Raw genomic sequence first — 17,446 nt, 5'->3', positions numbered from 1 at the left:
GGCCAGCACACAGATCACCCGATCGAGCGTGGAGCTACAGAAACTGGGCAATCAATTGACGACGATGGTCGGCCGATTCGGCATCTGAGCCTGGCGCAAGGAATGACCCGAGCATGGGGGCTGGCGAACCAGCGCCCATGACACAAGCGCTACAGCACCTGGCGCAGGAACGCCTGGGCACGCAGGTCCTTTGGCGAGGTGAAGAACGCCTCGGGTGGCGAGTCCTCCAGCAGCTTGCCGTGATCGAAGAACAGCACCCGGTCCGCAACTTCGCGGGCAAAGCCCATCTCGTGGGTGACGCAGACCATGGTCATGCCTTCCACAGCCAGGGTCTTCATGACGTCCAGCACTTCACCGACCATTTCCGGGTCGAGTGCCGAGGTCGGCTCGTCAAACAACATCACCTTCGGGTCCATCGACAGTGCCCGGGCAATCGCCACGCGCTGCTGTTGGCCACCCGAGAGCCTGGAGGGGTACTCGTTGGCCTTCTGACCGATACCGACCTTCTCCAGCAATGCCCGCGCCTTGGCCTCGCGCTCCTGCTTGCTGCGCTTGCGCACCACCTTCTGTGCCAGGCACAGGTTCTCCAGCACGGTCATGTGCGGGAACAGGTTGAAGTGCTGGAACACCATGCCGACTTCACGACGATAGGCGTTGATGTCGGTCTTCGGGTCGTTCAACTGCAAGCCGTCAATGGCCACCGAGCCCTCATCAAAACTTTCCAGGCCATTGAGGCAGCGCAGGAAGGTCGACTTGCCCGACCCCGAAGGACCGAGCACTACCAATACTTCGCCCTTGGCTACGTCGGTGCTGACGTGGTCGACAGCTCGTACCACCTGACCACGGGTATCGAAGACTTTTACCAGATCGCGAACTTCAATCACTTTGCGCGAGCCTCCGCTCAAGCCGGCTGGCGAAATGCGACAGCGGCAGGTTGATCAGCAGGTACAGGCCGGCAACGCAGAACCAGATCTCGAAGGTCGAGAACGAGGTAGTAATTGCCTCACGGCCACTTTTGGTCAATTCGGTGATTGCAATGACCGAGACCAGCGACGTGTCTTTGACCAGGCTGATGAATTGCCCTGCCAGCGGCGGCAGGACACGTTTGAATGCCTGTGGCAGCACCACATGGCGCATCGACTGGCTCGCGCTCAGCCCCAGCGAGCGGGCGGCTTCACTCTGGCCACGGGCAATCGACTGAACCCCCGCACGCACGATCTCGGCCACGTAGGCACCGGTAAACAGCGCCAGGGCCGCCACCCCGGCGAACTCTCGAGACAGGTTGAGCACCGTGCCGATGAAGAAATAGAAAATGAAGATCTGCACCAGCAACGGCGTACCACGCACCAACTCGACGTACACCGTCGACAGGTCGCGCAGGGTCGGGTTGTTCGAGAGCCGACACAAACCGGCCACCAGGCCGACCAGCAGGCCCAGCACACCGGAGGCCAGCGAAATCCATACGGTGGTCCACAGGCCCCAGGCCAGCGGCCCTGCGGTCCAGTGCCGAGTGACACCCACCAGATCGCCTTCAGCAACATCGTCGCCCTTGGACAGCTGCAGGCTGTTCTGCTCGACGTCCAGCACTTGTTCGCCGCCGTCTTCGTCGCGCAGGGTGACCTTGGCCATGCTGCCCTGCTGCACAATGGCTTCGACCTTGCCGTAGCCGGCCGCGCGCTGCGCTTCTTCAGCCTGGTAAGCGAAATACTGTGGCACCCGACTCCAGCGCCACTCGTAGGAAATCACCGAGGTCGCGTAATACAGGCTGACGGCCAGGCCGACCAACACCAATGCGGTCAGCCCGTGCCAAGGCCACTGAGCTTTCTTGTGTTTAATCACGAAAGGTAGTTCCGTAAAAGCGAACGCGCAGGGCTAGCCTGCGCGTCAGGTTTCAAGCCAGTCGAACGACGGCCTTATTCCATGTCCTTGAGCCAAGCGGTGTCTTTGAACCACTTGTCATGGATACGTTTGTAAGTGCCGTCGTTGTGGATCTGGTGCAGGTAGTTGTTGATCCAGTTGATGCTGTCGTAGTCGCCTTTCTTCAGGCCGAAGGCCAGCGGCTCATAGGTGAACGGCTCGTCCAGGAACAGCAGCTTGCCAGCACCGGCCTTGTTCACCGCAACCACGTTGTAGGGGGCATCGTAAATGAACGCATCGGCTTTGCCGTTGACCACGTCCATCACGGCTTCCTGCTCGTTGTCGTAGCCGTGGTACTTGGCTTTGCCGATCAGCTTCTTGGCGACCAGTTCACCGGTAGTACCCACCTTGGAGGTGATACGGTACTCGTCGGTGTTCAGGTCTTTGTACGACTTGACCTTGTCTGCGAGCTCCTTGCGGATCAGCAGGGTCTGGCCGACCACGATGAAGGGTTCGCTGAAGTTCAGACGCAGGTTGCGTTCCTGGGTCAGGGTCATGCCGCTGCCGATCATGTCGAACTTGTCGGTCAGAAGCGCCGGGATGATACCGTCATAGCTGGTGGACACCAGCTCCAGCTTGACGCCCATGGCCTTGGTCATGGCCTTGAGCAGGTCGACTTCGAAGCCGATGATTTCGCCACGCTTGTTGGTCATCTCGAACGGCATGTAGGTAGGGTCCATACCCACGCGCAGGGTGCCGCGCTTGACTGCGTCGTCAATTGCCCCGGCCTGGGCCGTTGCCACTGTAGCCAGTGCCGCGACGCCGGCCAGCAGCATCGACAGGTACTTTTTCATCATCACCAGATCCCCCAACAGGAAAGCTCGAATTTTATTGTGATCGCAGATCGCCCTGATGGACGACGCACTGTATCGAAGTGCGCGATGCTACCCCATGCGCCGCAAGGCACATATAGGCGATAAGCACTTTGTTATGTGTTGTCGGCAGAAACGACATCGCCGGCAAGCCCAAGCCCCATGTAGGGCACTCAGGTTTGTCGGCGATGGTTGCAGCGCAGCTCAACGATCAGGCATTAGCCAGCGATGGCAACTCCTGCGACTGCGGGTGTAACGGCAACAACGGCGAATGCGGGTTGCTGGCAATCGATTGCCGCCAGACGTCCAGCCAGGCGGCACTCTGCTCGGCCCAGACACGCTCATGCAAGCGTGACAACGCTACCGGGTCACTGAGCAGTGCCAATCGGGTACTGCCGTCGAGTGCGCCAGGGCCAACCTCCAACGCCTTGGCGATACGCTCGGCACGCAGGGCCTCGATCGGTGCGGCAACACCATGACGCGCCGTCGCCAGGGCACAGGCCAGGGCATTCTGCTGTGGATCGACCACGGCCCGGACAAAACCGTCATTCAGTGCATGCCAACGGTTTTCATGGGTGTACTGATCAGTCGCCAGCAACTCATGCGGTGTCGCGTATTCCTCAGGGATCAGGAACAGGCGTTCATCCTTGGCGCGCAGGCCCAGGTTGACCCGGCTGGAGATCACCGAAACCGGAATCGACAGCATCAACGAACCGACAATCGGTACCAGCCACCAGAGGAAGCTCGGGTTCAGCCATGCCACCAACAGTGCCCAGGCAACGCCCAGCAGGGTTTGCGGGCCATGCCGGCGAACAGCCTCGCTCCATGGCGTGGAGTCGTCGTCACGCTGTGGCGAGTTCCAGGTTGCCGCCCAGCCCAGGAACGCGGCCAGCACGAAACGGGTGTGGAAAATCATCCGCACAGGTGCCAGCAGCATGGAGAACAGCATCTCCAGCAGCATCGACAGCGTCACCTTGAAGCGACCGCCAAATTCCTTGGCGCCCTTGGCCCAGATCAGAATGATGCTGAGCAACTTGGGCAGGAACAACAGCACAATGGTCGTCGAAAACAGCGCAATGGCTTTTTCCGGGTGCCATTGAGGCCAGAGCGGGTAGAGCTGACGTGGCTCGAGGAAGTACTGCGGCTCCATCAAGGTGTTGGTTGCCAGCAGCGCCGTCGACAGCACCAGGAAGAAGAACCACAGCGGCGCCGACAGGTAGGACATCACACCTGTGAGGAACACCGCACGGTGTACCGGGTGCATGCCCTTGACCAGGAACAGACGGAAGTTCATCAGGTTGCCGTGGCACCAGCGCCGGTCGCGCTTGAGCTCGTCGAGCAGGTTCGGCGGCAGTTCTTCGTAGCTGCCCGGAAGATCGTAGGCAATCCACACGCCCCAACCCGCACGCCGCATCAGTGCGGCCTCGACGAAGTCGTGGGAGAGGATCGCACCGGCGAAGGCACCCTTACCCGGCAACGGCGCCAAGGCGCAGTGCTCGATGAATGGCTTCATCCGGATAATTGCGTTGTGCCCCCAGTAGTGCGACTCGCCGAGCTGCCAGAAGTGCAGGCCGGCAGTGAACAGCGGGCCATAGACGCGGGTGGCGAACTGCTGCATGCGCGCATACAGCGTGTCCATGCCCGAGGCTTTTGGCGCGGTCTGGATGATACCGGCGTCCGGATTGGCTTCCATCAAGCGCACCAGGCTGGTCAGGCATTCGCCACTCATGACGCTGTCGGCGTCGAGTACCACCATGTAACGGTAGTCCCCACCCCAACGGCGGCAGAAGTCGTCCAGGTTGCCACTCTTGCGCTTCACACGGCGACGACGGCGTCGATAGAAAATCCGCCCAAAGCCTTTGGCCTCGCGGCAAACCTCCAGCCAGGCCTGTTGCTCGGCCACGGCAATATCGGTGTCGTTGGTGTCACTGAGCACAAAGAAATCGAAACGGTCGAGATCGCCCGTCGCAACCACCGACTCGAAGGTCGCCCGCAACCCTGCAAATACACGCGGGACATCTTCGTTACAGATCGGCATGACGATCGCAGTACGCGCCTGCGGCGCAATCGGCTCGTTGCCAGCACTGCTGCCAGAGATACGGTACTTGTCGCGCCCGGTCAGCAGCTCAAGGAAGCCCATCAAGGCCGTCCAGAAACCAGCAGATACCCAGCAGAAGAGGATACCGAACAAGACCAGGATGCTGGTCTGCAATGCATACGGCCAGACCTGCTGGACGGTGGTCAGCAGCGGCTGGTTCAGGACCTCGTCGAGGTCGACGAATGACCAGCCCTGATAAGGCAAGATGCCTTTCATGTACCAACCGGCGACGATGGTCTGCCCCAGCATCAGCGTTAGCAGGATGTAGCGGCGCACCGAACCGACCCAGCGCCAGCGTGCAGCCGGTAGATCGCGCTTTTCGGGCGCAGGGGCGTTTGTCCGGCCGGTCAAGCGACGCCAGGCGCGAATCAGGATATTGGTCCGCCACGGTTCAGGAACCACCCGAGTGCGGCGAATTGGCGGGGTAGCCTTCAGGCACAACCGACCGCTGGCATCGAGGCCGAGCATTTCGGCCTCCTCCAGTTCCTCAGCCGTACCCAAGGTAAGGCGACCAGCAACCGACGCCTGGGCGGCCTCGGCCTCCCCGGCAGACGGTTGTGCGGACAAGCGTTGATGCAGCTCGCTGAACGAGGTGCAGCTGGCCAGTTCGGCCCGCTGCTCGTCGCTCAGTGGCAGGTGTTCCAGGTATTCGCTCAGCGACCCTGGTTGTGCAGAGTGTTTACTCATCGGCAGGCAACTGATAACTCCAGGTCTCGGTCAGGACTTGTTCGGTCGTGGCCGGAGCCGTGGTGGTGGATGCCGCATCGGCGGCTGGCTGTGCGGCCGCTTTCTCGGCCTTGTCTTTGGCCTGCTTGGCAGCGGCTTTTTCCTGCTTGGTCGGCTTGGCCGGCTCAACAGGAACGTCACGTACCAGCGCAGCACGCATTTCAGTGGACTTGTTCGGGTCCTTGACCTTGAACCGCAAGGTCAGGCGCCAGCCCTGGATTTCCGGGTTGTAGCGCAGGCTGTTCTCGACCAGCTCACCGTTGTCGCCAAGGCTGACCTGGCTACGTACAGCGGTGTCTTCCGGCAACGCCTTGAGCACCGGGCCTTCAAAGTCGACCAGGAAGGCCACGCTACCGTCAGGCTGACGGATCAGGTTGGATTGCTTGACATCACCGGTCGAACGCAGGGTCTGCTTGACCCAACCCAGCTTCGGCGAATGCAGTTCGGACTCATCCATGGTCCAGTGCAGACGGTACTCGAACTCGGCAGCAGTGCCAGGCTCAGGCAGCTTTTCCGGGCTCCAGAACGCAACGATGTTGTCGTTGGTTTCGTCGGCGGTTGGAATTTCCACCAGGTCGACCGTGCCCTTGCCCCAGTCGCCAACAGGCTCGATCCAGGCGCTTGGGCGCTTATGGTAGTTGTCATCCAGGTCTTCGAACTGGCTGAACTCGCGCTGACGCTGCAACAGGCCAAAACCACGTGGGTTTTCCACGCTGAAGTTGCTGACGGCCAGATGTTTCGGGTTGTTCAGCGGGCGCCACAGCCATTCGCCGTTGCCGGCATGAATCGACAGGCCTTCAGAGTCGTGCAGTGCAGGACGGTAGTTGAGCACCTTCGATGGCTGGTTGCCACCGAACAGGAACATGCTGGTCAGCGGGGCAATGCCCAGGCGGCTGACACGGTCACGCAGGAACACCTTGGACTTGACGTCAACGATGGTGTCGCTACCCGGACGCAGGGTCAGACGGTAAGCACCGGTGGAACGTGGCGAGTCGAGCAACGCATAGATGACCAGTTGCTTGTCGGTTGCCTTTGGACGCTCGATCCAGAACTCAGTAAAGCGTGGGAACTCTTCGCCAGACGGCAGTGCCGTGTCGATAGCCAGACCACGGGCAGACAGGCCATAGGCTTGCCCCTTGCCAACCACGCGGAAATAGCTGGCGCCCAGCAAGGTCATGATTTCGTCTTGCTTGTCAGCCTTGTTGATCGGGTACAGCACGCGGAAGCCGGCGTAACCGAGCTTTTCAGTGGCCTTGCTGTCAAAGCTCAGGTCACCGAAGTCAAAGCGGCTGGCGTCGTACTTGATTTCGTGGACTTTGCTGCCGACAACCTCGTTGATCGTCACAGGGGTGTCGAAGTGCATGCCCTGGTGATAGAAGGACAGCTTGAACGGCGTCTTGGCCTTGGCCCACTCGGCCTTGTCCTCGCGGAAGCGAATTTTCTGGTAGTCCGCGAATTTCATTTCGCGGAACACTGCTGGCAGGTTGCTCTTCGGCGCCTCGTACTTCTGCCCGGCAAGATCCTTCGCCTTGGCCGCTACATCGTCAAGGTTGAACGCCCAGAGCTGGCCTGCGCCGAGCAGGCAGACGAGCGCCGAGCCGGCTGCCAGAGCCTTGCGCAGCCGATTGCCAGGAGTTCTTGGTGCATTACAGGGACTTACAATCACGAGCAACCCTCGCCGAAAACAGATCAAAGAACCAACGGCCAGCCATCGTTTGCCGGGTTGGCGAGCACTGTTCGGACTCCGAAAGGGCGTAATGATTCCCTAAACGGCGTCAGACAGTTCTCAAGTTAAAGTAAAACAAATCGGCGAACGCCGATCTTGGTAGCGCGCGATTATCTAGCAGGCAGCGCTACAACGCATCAGGGCAACACAACTATTTCTGCTAGAACCCCCCTTTTTTCCTGCAAAAAAGGAGGTTTTCAGCCTTATATTTGTAACATAAATGTTACAGGGCCATCATTGACCAGATGTACCTGCATGTCGGCACCGAAACGCCCGCTTTCAACTGTACCGTGCAACGCCCTCGCCTGCCCCAACAAGTACTCGAAAAGCTCGGCACCCAGCGCCGGTGGTGCAGCGCTGGAGAAGCTCGGGCGCAATCCGCTCTGTGTATCAGCCGCCAGGGTGAACTGCGAGACCAGCAGCAAGCCGCCCTGAATGTCCTTGAGCGACAGGTTCATCTTGCCCTGCTCATCACTGAACACGCGGTAATTGAGCAGTTTGTGCAGCAGCTTGTCGGCATGGGCGCGGGTATCGCCCGGCTCGACTGCAACCAGCACCAGCAATCCCTGGTCGACCGCCCCGACAATCTCTGCGCCCACCTCAACGCGTGCGCTACGCACGCGCTGCAACAGGCCCTTCACGCTTCTTCCAGTGGCAAGTCCAGCAAACGCCGGGCCATTTGGTCGGCAGCACGCACCAGCGCATCGGTGATACCCGGCTCAGACGCCGCATGCCCTGCATCGCGAATCACCTTCAGCTCGCTGTTTGGCCAGGCCTGATGGAGCTCCCAAGCATTATCCAATGGGCAGATGACATCATAACGACCATGCACGATCACTGCAGGCAGGTGGGCGATCTTCGGCATGTCGCGAATCAGTTGGTCGGGCTCAAGGAATGCATTGTTCATGAAATAATGGCATTCGATCCGCGCAATAGACAACGCGCGCTGAGGCTCGGAGAAGCGGTCGACGACCAACGGGTTGGGCCGCAGGGTAGCGGTACGCCCTTCCCAGGTCGACCAGGCCTTGGCGGCATGCATCTGGGCAATTTGATCATTGCCGGTCAGGCGCTTGTGGAAAGCCTGGACCAGGTTGCCGCGTTCCTCGGCCGGAATCGGCGCGATGTAGTCCTGCCAGTAGTCAGGGAACAAGCGGCTGGCGCCACTCTGGTAGAACCACTCGATTTCCTGCGGGCGGCACAGAAAGATACCGCGCAGGATCAAACCCTGTACGCGTTCGGGGTGAGTCTGGGCATAGGCCAAGGCCAGGGTCGACCCCCAGGAGCCACCGAACACCACCCACTTGTCGATACCCAGGTGCTTGCGAATGCGCTCAAGGTCCTCGACCAAATGCCAGGTGGTGTTGTTCTCAAGGCTGGCATGCGGTGTCGAGCGCCCGCAGCCGCGCTGATCGAAGGTAATGATGCGGTACAGGTTCGGGTCGAAATAGCAGCGACTCTGTGCATCACACCCTGCTCCCGGCCCACCGTGGATAAACACCACCGGCAACCCCTCGGGCGAACCGCTCTCGTCAACATACAGCACATGCGGCGCCTCCACGGCCAGATCGTGTCGGGCGTAGGGTTTGATCTGCGGGTACAAGGTCTGCATTACGCACTCCGTGTGGGGGAATTATTCTGCCGTTGGGCATCATAAACCCGAATTGCGCTTTGAGCATGCCCCCCGCAACATCTGACACCGCATAAAACCGTTCACACTGCGTAGTGCGCCTTGCCCCAGGCCACTGCTGCGTTGAGCAGGCGTTCCAGCACCTGCTGGGTGGGTTGCGCCAGATCCTCGCGATAATGGAACGGCTCGACTTCCTCCATATAGGTAGTCTGCGCTAACTCCAGCTGTACCGCATGAATGTGCCTGGCCGGGTCACCATAGTGACGGGTGATATGCCCACCCTTGAAGCGCCCGTTCAGCACATGGCTGTAACCCTCGGCGCAAGCGCACACCGCTTGCAACTGCTCGGCGAGTTGCGGGTCGCAGCTGGCCCCATTGAACGTGCCCAGGTTGAAGTCCGGCAGCGTGCCGTCGAACAGGTGCGGGACGTGCGAGCGGATCGAGTGGGCATCCCACAGCAGCGCGTAGCCGAACTGCTCACGCAGACGCGCCAGTTCCTGGCGCAAGGTGTCGTGATACGGGCGCCAGATACGCTCCAGATAGTCAGCTCGCTCGCGGGCCGATGGCGTCAGCCCGTCCTTGAACAACGGCGTACCGTCGAACAGGGTGGCCGGGTACAGCCCGGTGGTGGCACCGGTATACAGCGGCTGGTCATCGTCTGGACGGTTGAGGTCGATGACAAACCGCGAATATTCGGCGGAAACAATGCTGGCGCCCATGCTCACCGCAAAGTCATACAACCGTGGAATGTGCCAATCGGTATCCGGCAGGCTGCGTGCCGGTTCGATCAGGCCGGCCTCGACTGCCGGTGTCAAACGCACGCCGGCATGGGGCATGCTGATCAATAGCGGCAAGGTGCCTTGGTGAAAGTTCAGAACCTTATCCATAAAGACGCTCTTCAAAAATGGGTTTCAAGGCCATGGCGAATGACCCGCTTGGGTAAGTCGCCGCCCAACCAATAGGACAGGTCGGCAGGACGCTCGATGTCCCAGGCAATGAAATCGGCGACCTTGCCCACTTCCAGCGACCCGTGACTGTCGCCCAGCCCAAGGGCGCGGGCAGCATGCAGGGTCACCCCGGCCAGGGCTTCTTCCGGCGTCATGCGGAACAGCGTACAGGCCATGTTCATCATTAGACGCAACGACAGCCCTGGCGAGGTCCCGGGGTTGAGGTCGGTGGCGATGGCGATCTTCACACCGTGCTTGCGCAAAGCGTCCATCGGCGGCAGCTGGGTTTCACGCAGGAAGTAGAAAGCGCCGGGCAACAGCACCGCAACGGTGCCGGCTGCCGCCATGGCGATGGCGTCCTCCTCGGTCATGAACTCCAGGTGATCCGCCGACAATGCCTGATAGCGCGCCGCCAAGCTGGAGCCGTGCAGCGACGACAGTTGTTCGGCATGCAATTTGACCGGCAGGCCCAATTCACGGGCTTTTATAAACACCCGCTCGACCTGGGCCGGGGAAAACGCCAGGTATTCACAGAACGCATCCACGGCGTCGACCAGCCCCTCAGCGGCCAGAGCCGGGAGCATTTCAGTGCAGATGTGTTCAATGTAGTCGTCTGCCCGACCGGCGAACTCCGGCGGCATGGCGTGCGCCGCCAGGCAGGTACCGCGCACCGTCACCGGCAACTCAGCGCCCAGCCGACGAATGACCCGGAGCAACTTGCGCTCACTGGCCAGGTCCAGGCCATACCCGGACTTGATTTCGACGGTGGTCACGCCATCGCGCAACAAGGCCTGCAGGCGTTGCCGAGCGCTGGCGTACAACTGTTCTTCCGTAGCGGCGCGCGTAGCGCGCACGGTGCTGGCGATACCACCACCCTGGGCGGCGATATCGGCATAGCTGACACCTTGCAAGCGTTGCTCGAACTCGCCACTGCGGTTACCGCCGAACACGGTATGGGTGTGGCAGTCGATCAGGCCCGGGGTTACCCAGGCACCGTTAAGCTCGACCACCCTGGCATCTGCCGTGACCGGCAGGGACTGGCGCGGGCCGATCCATTCGATCCGCTCGCCGGACGTCAAAATCGCCGCATCCTCGATGATCGAGTAAACACCTTGCGCCATGCTTGCCACATGGCAGTGCTGCCAGAGGGTTTTCATGCACCGTCTCCGTGACTATCGTTGAGTGTTGGACAATACCTGAGCAGGCGCCACAGCCACGCGCGGCTTGCACCAGAGCAGGTAAGAGGCAACCAGGAACACCACCCAGACCACGCCGACGAGCAGCGCTGCCTGTGTATCCGGGAAATAACCCAGCACACCGAAGATGAACACCATGAAGGCGATCGCTGCCGCTGGACCATAGGGCCAGAACGGTACCGGGAACTTCAGTTGTGCGGCTTCTTCACGGCTCATGCTGCGACGCATGGCGACCTGGGTCACCAGGATCATCAGCCAGACCCATACCGTGGCGAACGTGGCAATGGAGGCGATCAGCAGGAAGACGTTTTCCGGGATCAGGTAGTTCAGCACGACGCCGCTCAGCAGTGCCACACCCATGACCAGTACGGTCATCCATGGCACACCTTGACGGGAAACCTTGGCGAACCCCTTCGGTGCCTGACCTTGCTGAGCCAAGCCGTACATCATGCGCCCAGCGGCAAAAATATCGCTGTTGATCGCCGATACCGCCGCCGAGATCACCACAATATTCAGTACAGCTGCAGCCGAACCGATCCCCAGATTGCTGAAAATCTGTACGAACGGGCTACCTTGGGTACCGATCTGCGGCCACGGGTAGAGGCACATCAGGACGAACAGGGTCAGCACATAGAACAGCAGTATCCGCAGCGGAACAGCATTGATCGCCTTGGGCAGCACGCGCTGAGGGTCTTTCGCTTCACCGGCAGTGATACCGATGATCTCGATACCGCCAAAGGCAAACATCACCACAGCAAACGAGGCGATCAGGCCGCTCACGCCATTGGGCATGAAGCCGCCGTGGGCCGTCAGGTTGGCGATACCACTGACCGTGTCGCCATTGGCGCTGCCCAGCCCGAAGAGCATGATGCCGAAGCCGGCCAGGATCATCGCGACGATGGCAACGACCTTGAGCAGCGACAGCCAGAACTCCATCTCGCCGTAGACCTTGACGTTGCACAGGTTCAGCCCGCCGATCAGGAAGACAATACCCAGCACCCAGATCCAGCGCGCGACTTCGGGGAACCAGAAGCCCATGTAAATGCCGAAGGCCGTCACGTCGGCCAAACAGACAATGACCATTTCAAATGCGTAGGTCCAGCCGAGCACAAACCCGGCCATCGGCCCCAGATAGGTGGAGGCATATTGACCGAACGAGCCCGAAACCGGGTTGTGTACGGCCATTTCCCCCAGGGCGCGCATGACCATGAAGACGGCAGCACCGCCGATCAGGTAGGCCAGCAGCACTGCCGGGCCCGCCATCTGGATCGCCGAAGCAGAGCCGTAGAACAGGCCCGTACCAATGGCCGAGCCCAGGGCCATGAAACGAATATGGCGAGCCGTTAGCCCGCGTTTGAGTCCTTGCGATTGAGATTGCATTTCGCGGTCCTGATTATTTTTGTAGGCGAAAAGCGGTACGAGCCCTTTCGGGCCCGTACGGCAAAGGCGATATCAGCCCAACGGATCAGAGGCTCGGCAGAACGCCAGCCGGCAGCAGACCGTTCAAGTGCCCTTCAGCCAGCAAGGCGCTGGCTGCCTCGATGTCCGGCGCGAAGAACCGGTCCTTTTCGTAATAAGCGACCTTGCTGCGCAGCAGTTGACGAGCCGTTTCCAGCTTCGGCGAGGTCTTCAGCCCTTCACGCAGGTCCAGGCCCTGGCAGGCGGCCAGCCATTCCACGGCGAGGATGCCGCGAACGTTGTCAGCCATTTCCCAGAGGCGCTTGCCAGCAGCCGGCGCCATCGACACGTGGTCTTCCTGGTTGGCCGAGGTCGGCAGGCTGTCGACACTGTGCGGGTGGGCCAGGGCCTTGTTCTCGCTGGCCAGCGCTGCTGCCGTGACCTGCGCGATCATGAAGCCGGAGTTGACCCCACCATTGGCCACCAGGAACGGTGGCAGCTGCGACATGTGCTTGTCCATCATCAGCGAGATACGGCGCTCGCTCAGCGAGCCGATCTCGGCAATGGCCAAGGCCATGTTGTCGGCAGCCATGGCCACCGGTTCGGCGTGGAAGTTGCCGCCGGAAATCACGTCGCCCTCTTTGGCGAATACCAGTGGGTTGTCCGATACGGCGTTGGCTTCGATGACCAGTACTTCGGCCGCCTGACGGAACTGGGTCAGGCAAGCCCCCATGACCTGAGGCTGGCAACGCAGCGAGTATGGGTCCTGGACCTTGCCGCAATGCTCATGGGACGCCGAGACTTCACTGCCGTCACCCAGCAGGTCACGGTAGCAGGCCGCTGCGTCGATTTGACCGCGCTGACCACGGGCGGCGTGAATCCGCGGGTCGAAAGGCGAACGCGAACCGAGCACGGCTTCAACGGTCAGGCCACCGCAGGCCATGGCCGCTGCGAACAGGTCTTCACCCTGGAACAGGCCACGCAGCGCGTAGGCCGTGGACGCCTGGGTACCGTTGAGCAGGGCCAGGCCCTCCTTGGCAGCCAGGGTCAGCGGTTCAAGCCCTGCTACTGCCAGTGCTTCGGTCGCCGACAGCCACTGGCCTTTATGACGAGCCTTGCCCTCGCCCAGCAGAACCAGCGACATGTGCGCCAGCGGCGCCAGGTCACCGGATGCCCCCACCGAACCCTTGAGCGGGATGTGCGGGTAAACCTCGGCGTTGATCAGCGCGATCAGCGCATCGATGACCTTGCGGCGGATGCCCGAGAAACCACGGCTCAGGCTGTTGACCTTGAGCACCATGATCAGGCGCACCAGCTCATCGCAGATCGGCTCGCCGACACCTGCGGCGTGAGACAGCACCAGCGAGCGCTGCAGGTTTTCCAGGTCATGGCTGGCGATACGGGTCGACGCCAACAGGCCAAAACCCGTGTTGATGCCGTAGGCGGTACGGTTTTCCGCAAGAATCTGCTCGACGCAGGCAACGCTGTCGTCGATCTGCTGGTCGGCGCTGGCATCCAGCTTCAGTTTCAGCGGGTTCTTGTAGATGGCACGCAGCTGAGCCAAGGTCAGGGTGCCAGGCTTCAGGGTCAATTCAGTCACGTTGTTGCTCCGCTACAGAGAGGCGATTACGCCTGTCGTTAATTCAGTATCAACCATTGCGCGCCAATCAGCGCGTAATCATCGGCAGGTTCAGGCCTTGTTCCTTGGCGCAATCGATGGCGATCTGATAACCGGCATCGGCATGGCGCATCACGCCAGTGGCCGGGTCGTTGGTCAGAACGCGAGCGATTCGCTCGGCAGCCTCGTCGGTACCGTCACAGACGATGACCATGCCGGAGTGCTGCGAGAAGCCCATGCCGACACCGCCGCCGTGGTGCAGCGAAACCCAGGTCGCGCCGCTGGCGGTGTTGAGCAGTGCGTTGAGCAATGGCCAGTCGGACACAGCGTCGGAGCCATCCATCATCGATTCGGTTTCGCGGTTCGGGCTCGACACAGATCCTGAGTCCAGGTGGTCACGACCAATCACGATCGGTGCCGACAACTCGCCGCGGCGAACCATCTCGTTGAAGGCCAGACCCAGCTTGGCGCGCTGCCCCAGACCAACCCAGCAGATACGTGCTGGCAGGCCCTGGAAGCTGATGCGCTCACGGGCCATTTCCAGCCAGTTATGCAGATGCGCATCGTCCGGGATCAGTTCCTTGACCTTGGCGTCGGTCTTGTAGATGTCTTCGGCGTTACCCGACAGGGCCGCCCAGCGGAACGGGCCGATACCACGGCAGAACAACGGGCGAATATAGGCCGGTACGAAGCCTGGGAAGTCGAATGCGTTTTCTACGCCTTCTTCCTTGGCCATCTGACGGATGTTGTTGCCGTAGTCGAAGGTCGGAATGCCCTGCTTCTGGAAATCGAGCATGGCCTGCACGTGTACGGCCATCGACTGCTTGGCCGCCTTGACCACGGCAGCCGGCTCGGTTTGTGCGCGGTCACGGTACTGTTCCCAGGTCCAGCCTGCTGGCAGGTAGCCGTTGAGCGGGTCATGGGCGCTGGTCTGGTCGGTGACCATGTCTGGACGCACACCGCGCTTGACCAGTTCGGGCAGGATTTCAGCCGCGTTGCCGTGCAGGGCAATGGAGATGGCTTTGCCTTCAGCGGTGTACTTGGCAATGCGCGCCAAGGCGTCGTCCAGGTCGTTGGCCTGTTCGTCGACATAGCGGGTGCTCAGGCGGAAGTCGATGCGGCTCTGCTGGCATTCGATGTTCAGCGAGCAGGCACCGGCCAGGGTTGCAGCCAGCGGCTGCGCGCCACCCATGCCACCCAGGCCGGCGGTCAGTACCCACTTGCCCTTGAGGCTGCCGTTGTAGTGCTGGCGGCCGGCCTCGACGAAGGTTTCATAGGTGCCTTGAACGATGCCCTGGCTACCGATGTAGATCCAGCTGCCAGCAGTCATCTGGCCGTACATGGCCAGGCCCTTGGCATCCAGTTCGTTGAAGTGCTCCCACGTGGCCCAGTGCGGCACCAGGTTGGAGTTGGCGATCAACACGCGTGGGGCGTTGGCGTGGGTCTTGAACACGCCGACCGGCTTGCCGGACTGCACCAGCAGGGTTTCGTCGTCGTTCAGGTTGGTCAGGCTCTCGACGATCTTGTCGTAGCACTCCCAGTTACGCGCCGCACGGCCAATGCCACCGTACACCACCAGCTCTTTCGGGTTTTCCGCGACTTCAGGGTCGAGGTTGTTCATCAGCATGCGCAGCGGCGCTTCGGTCAGCCAGCTTTTGGCGGTCAGCGTAGTGCCGCGCGGGGCGCGAATTTCGACGTCACGGAATTTGTTCATGTTCTTGTCAGTCACGGTAACGGCTCCTCAAGCGATCGATCCCGCCCAACCCAGGCTGTGGGCGAGCGTGCCAGCGGTGGCAGGCAAATTCGGGATGGCAGCAGGGCTGCCATGCACACTCATACAAACACATATTTACTTGTATGTACAAGCATAGGCAATTGAAGTGCCAACTTCTCCGACGAACTGCCACAGAGGCACGCCACGGCCAACGCAGCGCAAGAAATCCGGGGTTATGGCAGCAAAAGAAAACGTATGGGAGGGGGACAGGGGTGCAGAACAACGCCGTCAGACAAGGTGGCGTTGCACCACCTTGGGTCAATCAGTAACACACCCGCGCGCAACTCATCAGTAACCGCGGTAACAATCTCAGCAGTGGCTCAGCTCGATCAGGCAGCAGTGGCCACTCAGCTCAAGCGCCTGCAACCCCGCATTTCCTTCGACCTGCACGCAGTCGTGGCGCGACAGCGTCTGCACCGCATGCCCGCCCAACGCGGCACGAACCTGCTCGCCAGCAGCGAAGACCAACAGCGTCTGCGCCGAACTGAAGAGACGACTCTCGCCATCAAGCCATTGCAGGCGTGCGCGGTAACGCTGCGGCGCATAGATCAGGTTGAAATCGCGGATCGGCCCACCCAACAAGCGGCAGCTCACCTGACTTTCACCCGAGAACATGAAGGCATCGAAGGGCAGCAGTGCACGACTTGCCTCGCCATCGACTTGCAGCACCATGCCATCACCTTGCAGCACGGTGATGATCCGCTGGTATCCGGCAAAGCTGGAGAAGCCACCCGACTCGGCAATATCGGCAATCGACAGGCGCCAGCCAAAGCCCTCAAGCCCCTCTCCGGCGTCACGGGCGATTTCTTCGGTGCTGCCACCACCATTCTTCCAGGGCATGCGGGGATAATTGACCGCGCGAAGTACCTGCATCTGACTCATTTACTGAAACGTCCTTCCAAACGATGACGGGAACCAGGGTGAATCAAACGTGCCGCCGTCACCGGCTGACGGCCGGACCACGTGCGACGGCGAATCAGCAGGCACGGCTCGCCCTGCTCGATCTGCAGCAGGCGACATTCCTCCGGCTCAGCCAGAATCGCCTCGACCACATGCTCGCCCTCGGTCAGGGGTGCCACCTGGGACAGGTAGGCATAAGGGGTCTGCACGGTGAAATCCTGCTTGAGGTAGTCAGGTGCAACCTGGGCATTGACGAAGCGGTCTTCGATTTGCACCGGAATGTCGTTCTCGTAATGCACGATCAACGAATGGAACACCCGCTGACCTTCGCGCATATCCAGTGCCAGCGCCCGCTCGGAGCCGGCAGCCTCTTCAGCCAGGGTCACCACCTTGCAGGTGTGCTTGTGCCCCCGCGCGGCGATCTCGTCTGCAATGTTATTGACGTCGAACAATGCGGAACGGGTCTTGGGCTCGGCAACAAAGGTCCCGACGCCCTGCATGCGCACCAACAGCCCCTCGGCTGTCAGCTCGCGCAGTGCGCGGTTGATGGTCATGCGACTGAAGCCCAGCTCACTGACCAGTTCGCTTTCCGAAGGCACACGGTGGTGCGGCGGCCAGCTACCGTTCTTGATTTGCTGGGCAATCATTTGCTTGACCCGGGCATACAGCGGCGCCGGCCCCTCGCCCATCTGGGCAACCAGCGCGGA

General features: G+C 61.0%; 14 protein-coding genes. All 14 read right to left on the bottom strand.

The features are described from left to right. Positions 1-149: 149 nt before the first annotated feature. The 14 genes from AB7M23_RS08090 to hutC all read right to left on the bottom strand — a co-directional run bounded on the left by AB7M23_RS08090 (position 150) and on the right by hutC (position 17,428). Entirely contained in the window at positions 150-884 is a 735-nt protein-coding gene (locus AB7M23_RS08090) for an amino acid ABC transporter ATP-binding protein (RefSeq protein WP_065760652.1), read from the bottom strand. Beyond that, positions 877-1,839 carry an amino acid ABC transporter permease gene (locus tag AB7M23_RS08085; protein ID WP_065760651.1) on the bottom strand — a complete coding sequence of 321 codons (963 nt, stop codon included), beginning with the start codon at positions 1,837-1,839 and terminating at the stop codon, positions 877-879. Before AB7M23_RS08085 ends, AB7M23_RS08090 begins: the two co-directional genes overlap by 8 nt. A 74-nt stretch (positions 1,840-1,913) precedes the next feature. Further along, positions 1,914-2,711: a transporter substrate-binding domain-containing protein gene (locus AB7M23_RS08080; RefSeq protein WP_176717448.1), complete on the bottom strand. Its 798-nt coding sequence runs from the start codon at positions 2,709-2,711 to the stop codon at positions 1,914-1,916. Positions 2,712-2,940: 229 nt separating this feature from the next. Next, a complete protein-coding gene (gene mdoH / locus AB7M23_RS08075) occupies positions 2,941-5,514 on the bottom strand; it encodes a glucans biosynthesis glucosyltransferase MdoH (RefSeq protein WP_454240575.1) in 2,574 nt (857 codons plus the stop codon). After that, a complete protein-coding gene (locus AB7M23_RS08070; RefSeq protein WP_454240574.1) occupies positions 5,507-7,219 on the bottom strand; it encodes a glucan biosynthesis protein G in 1,713 nt (570 codons plus the stop codon). The genes mdoH and AB7M23_RS08070 overlap by 8 nt, the downstream gene beginning before the upstream one ends. Before the next feature lie 263 nt (positions 7,220-7,482). Continuing rightward, entirely contained in the window at positions 7,483-7,920 is a 438-nt protein-coding gene (gene dtd / locus AB7M23_RS08065; RefSeq protein WP_330522252.1) for a D-aminoacyl-tRNA deacylase, read from the bottom strand. Then, positions 7,917-8,888, bottom strand: a complete 972-nt coding sequence (gene pip / locus AB7M23_RS08060; RefSeq protein ID WP_102052686.1) for a prolyl aminopeptidase — start codon at positions 8,886-8,888, stop codon at positions 7,917-7,919. Before pip ends, dtd begins: the two co-directional genes overlap by 4 nt. Positions 8,889-8,989: 101 nt before the next feature. Further along, entirely contained in the window at positions 8,990-9,793 is an 804-nt protein-coding gene (hutG, locus tag AB7M23_RS08055) for an N-formylglutamate deformylase (protein ID WP_330522251.1), read from the bottom strand. Positions 9,794-9,804: 11 nt separating this feature from the next. After that, positions 9,805-11,010: an imidazolonepropionase gene (gene hutI, locus AB7M23_RS08050; protein ID WP_099773360.1), complete on the bottom strand. Its 1,206-nt coding sequence runs from the start codon at positions 11,008-11,010 to the stop codon at positions 9,805-9,807. 15 nt (positions 11,011-11,025) lie between these two features. Beyond that, positions 11,026-12,429, bottom strand: a complete 1,404-nt coding sequence (locus AB7M23_RS08045; protein ID WP_330522250.1) for an amino acid permease — start codon at positions 12,427-12,429, stop codon at positions 11,026-11,028. A gap of 85 nt (positions 12,430-12,514) precedes the next feature. Beyond that, a complete protein-coding gene (gene hutH / locus AB7M23_RS08040) occupies positions 12,515-14,047 on the bottom strand; it encodes a histidine ammonia-lyase (RefSeq protein WP_065760642.1) in 1,533 nt (510 codons plus the stop codon). Between the two features lie 67 nt (positions 14,048-14,114). After that, positions 14,115-15,779, bottom strand: a complete 1,665-nt coding sequence (gene hutU / locus AB7M23_RS08035) for a urocanate hydratase (protein ID WP_176717446.1) — start codon at positions 15,777-15,779, stop codon at positions 14,115-14,117. 369 nt (positions 15,780-16,148) lie between these two features. Beyond that, positions 16,149-16,721 carry a HutD/Ves family protein gene (locus AB7M23_RS08030; protein ID WP_454240573.1) on the bottom strand — a complete coding sequence of 191 codons (573 nt, stop codon included), beginning with the start codon at positions 16,719-16,721 and terminating at the stop codon, positions 16,149-16,151. Beyond that, positions 16,718-17,428 (bottom strand): histidine utilization repressor, encoded by a 711-nt coding sequence (hutC, locus tag AB7M23_RS08025; RefSeq protein ID WP_176717445.1) that lies wholly within the window; start codon positions 17,426-17,428, stop codon positions 16,718-16,720. The genes AB7M23_RS08030 and hutC overlap by 4 nt, the downstream gene beginning before the upstream one ends. Positions 17,429-17,446 lie beyond the last annotated feature (18 nt).

It is taken from the genome of Pseudomonas sp. HLS-6 TE3448, from assembly GCF_053629555.1.
Note: the sequence above shows the minus strand (reverse complement) of the source record. Positions and strands in the feature narration are given on the sequence as shown.

Excerpts from the sequence above, each read along its gene's own strand:
- AB7M23_RS08080 (WP_176717448.1), bottom strand. The coding sequence starts at position 2,711 with ATGAAAAAGTACCTGTCGATGCTGCTGGCCGGCGTCGCGGCACTGGCT.
- mdoH (WP_454240575.1), bottom strand. The coding sequence starts at position 5,514 with ATGAGTAAACACTCTGCACAACCAGGGTCGCTGAGCGAATACCTGGAA.
- pip (WP_102052686.1), bottom strand. The coding sequence starts at position 8,888 with ATGCAGACCTTGTACCCGCAGATCAAACCCTACGCCCGACACGATCTG.
- hutG (WP_330522251.1), bottom strand. The coding sequence starts at position 9,793 with ATGGATAAGGTTCTGAACTTTCACCAAGGCACCTTGCCGCTATTGATC.
- hutI (WP_099773360.1), bottom strand. The coding sequence starts at position 11,010 with ATGAAAACCCTCTGGCAGCACTGCCATGTGGCAAGCATGGCGCAAGGT.
- AB7M23_RS08045 (WP_330522250.1), bottom strand. The coding sequence starts at position 12,429 with ATGCAATCTCAATCGCAAGGACTCAAACGCGGGCTAACGGCTCGCCAT.
- hutU (WP_176717446.1), bottom strand. The coding sequence starts at position 15,779 with ATGAACAAATTCCGTGACGTCGAAATTCGCGCCCCGCGCGGCACTACG.
- AB7M23_RS08030 (WP_454240573.1), bottom strand. The coding sequence starts at position 16,721 with ATGAGTCAGATGCAGGTACTTCGCGCGGTCAATTATCCCCGCATGCCC.
- hutC (WP_176717445.1), bottom strand. The coding sequence starts at position 17,428 with ATGGGCGAGGGGCCGGCGCCGCTGTATGCCCGGGTCAAGCAAATGATT.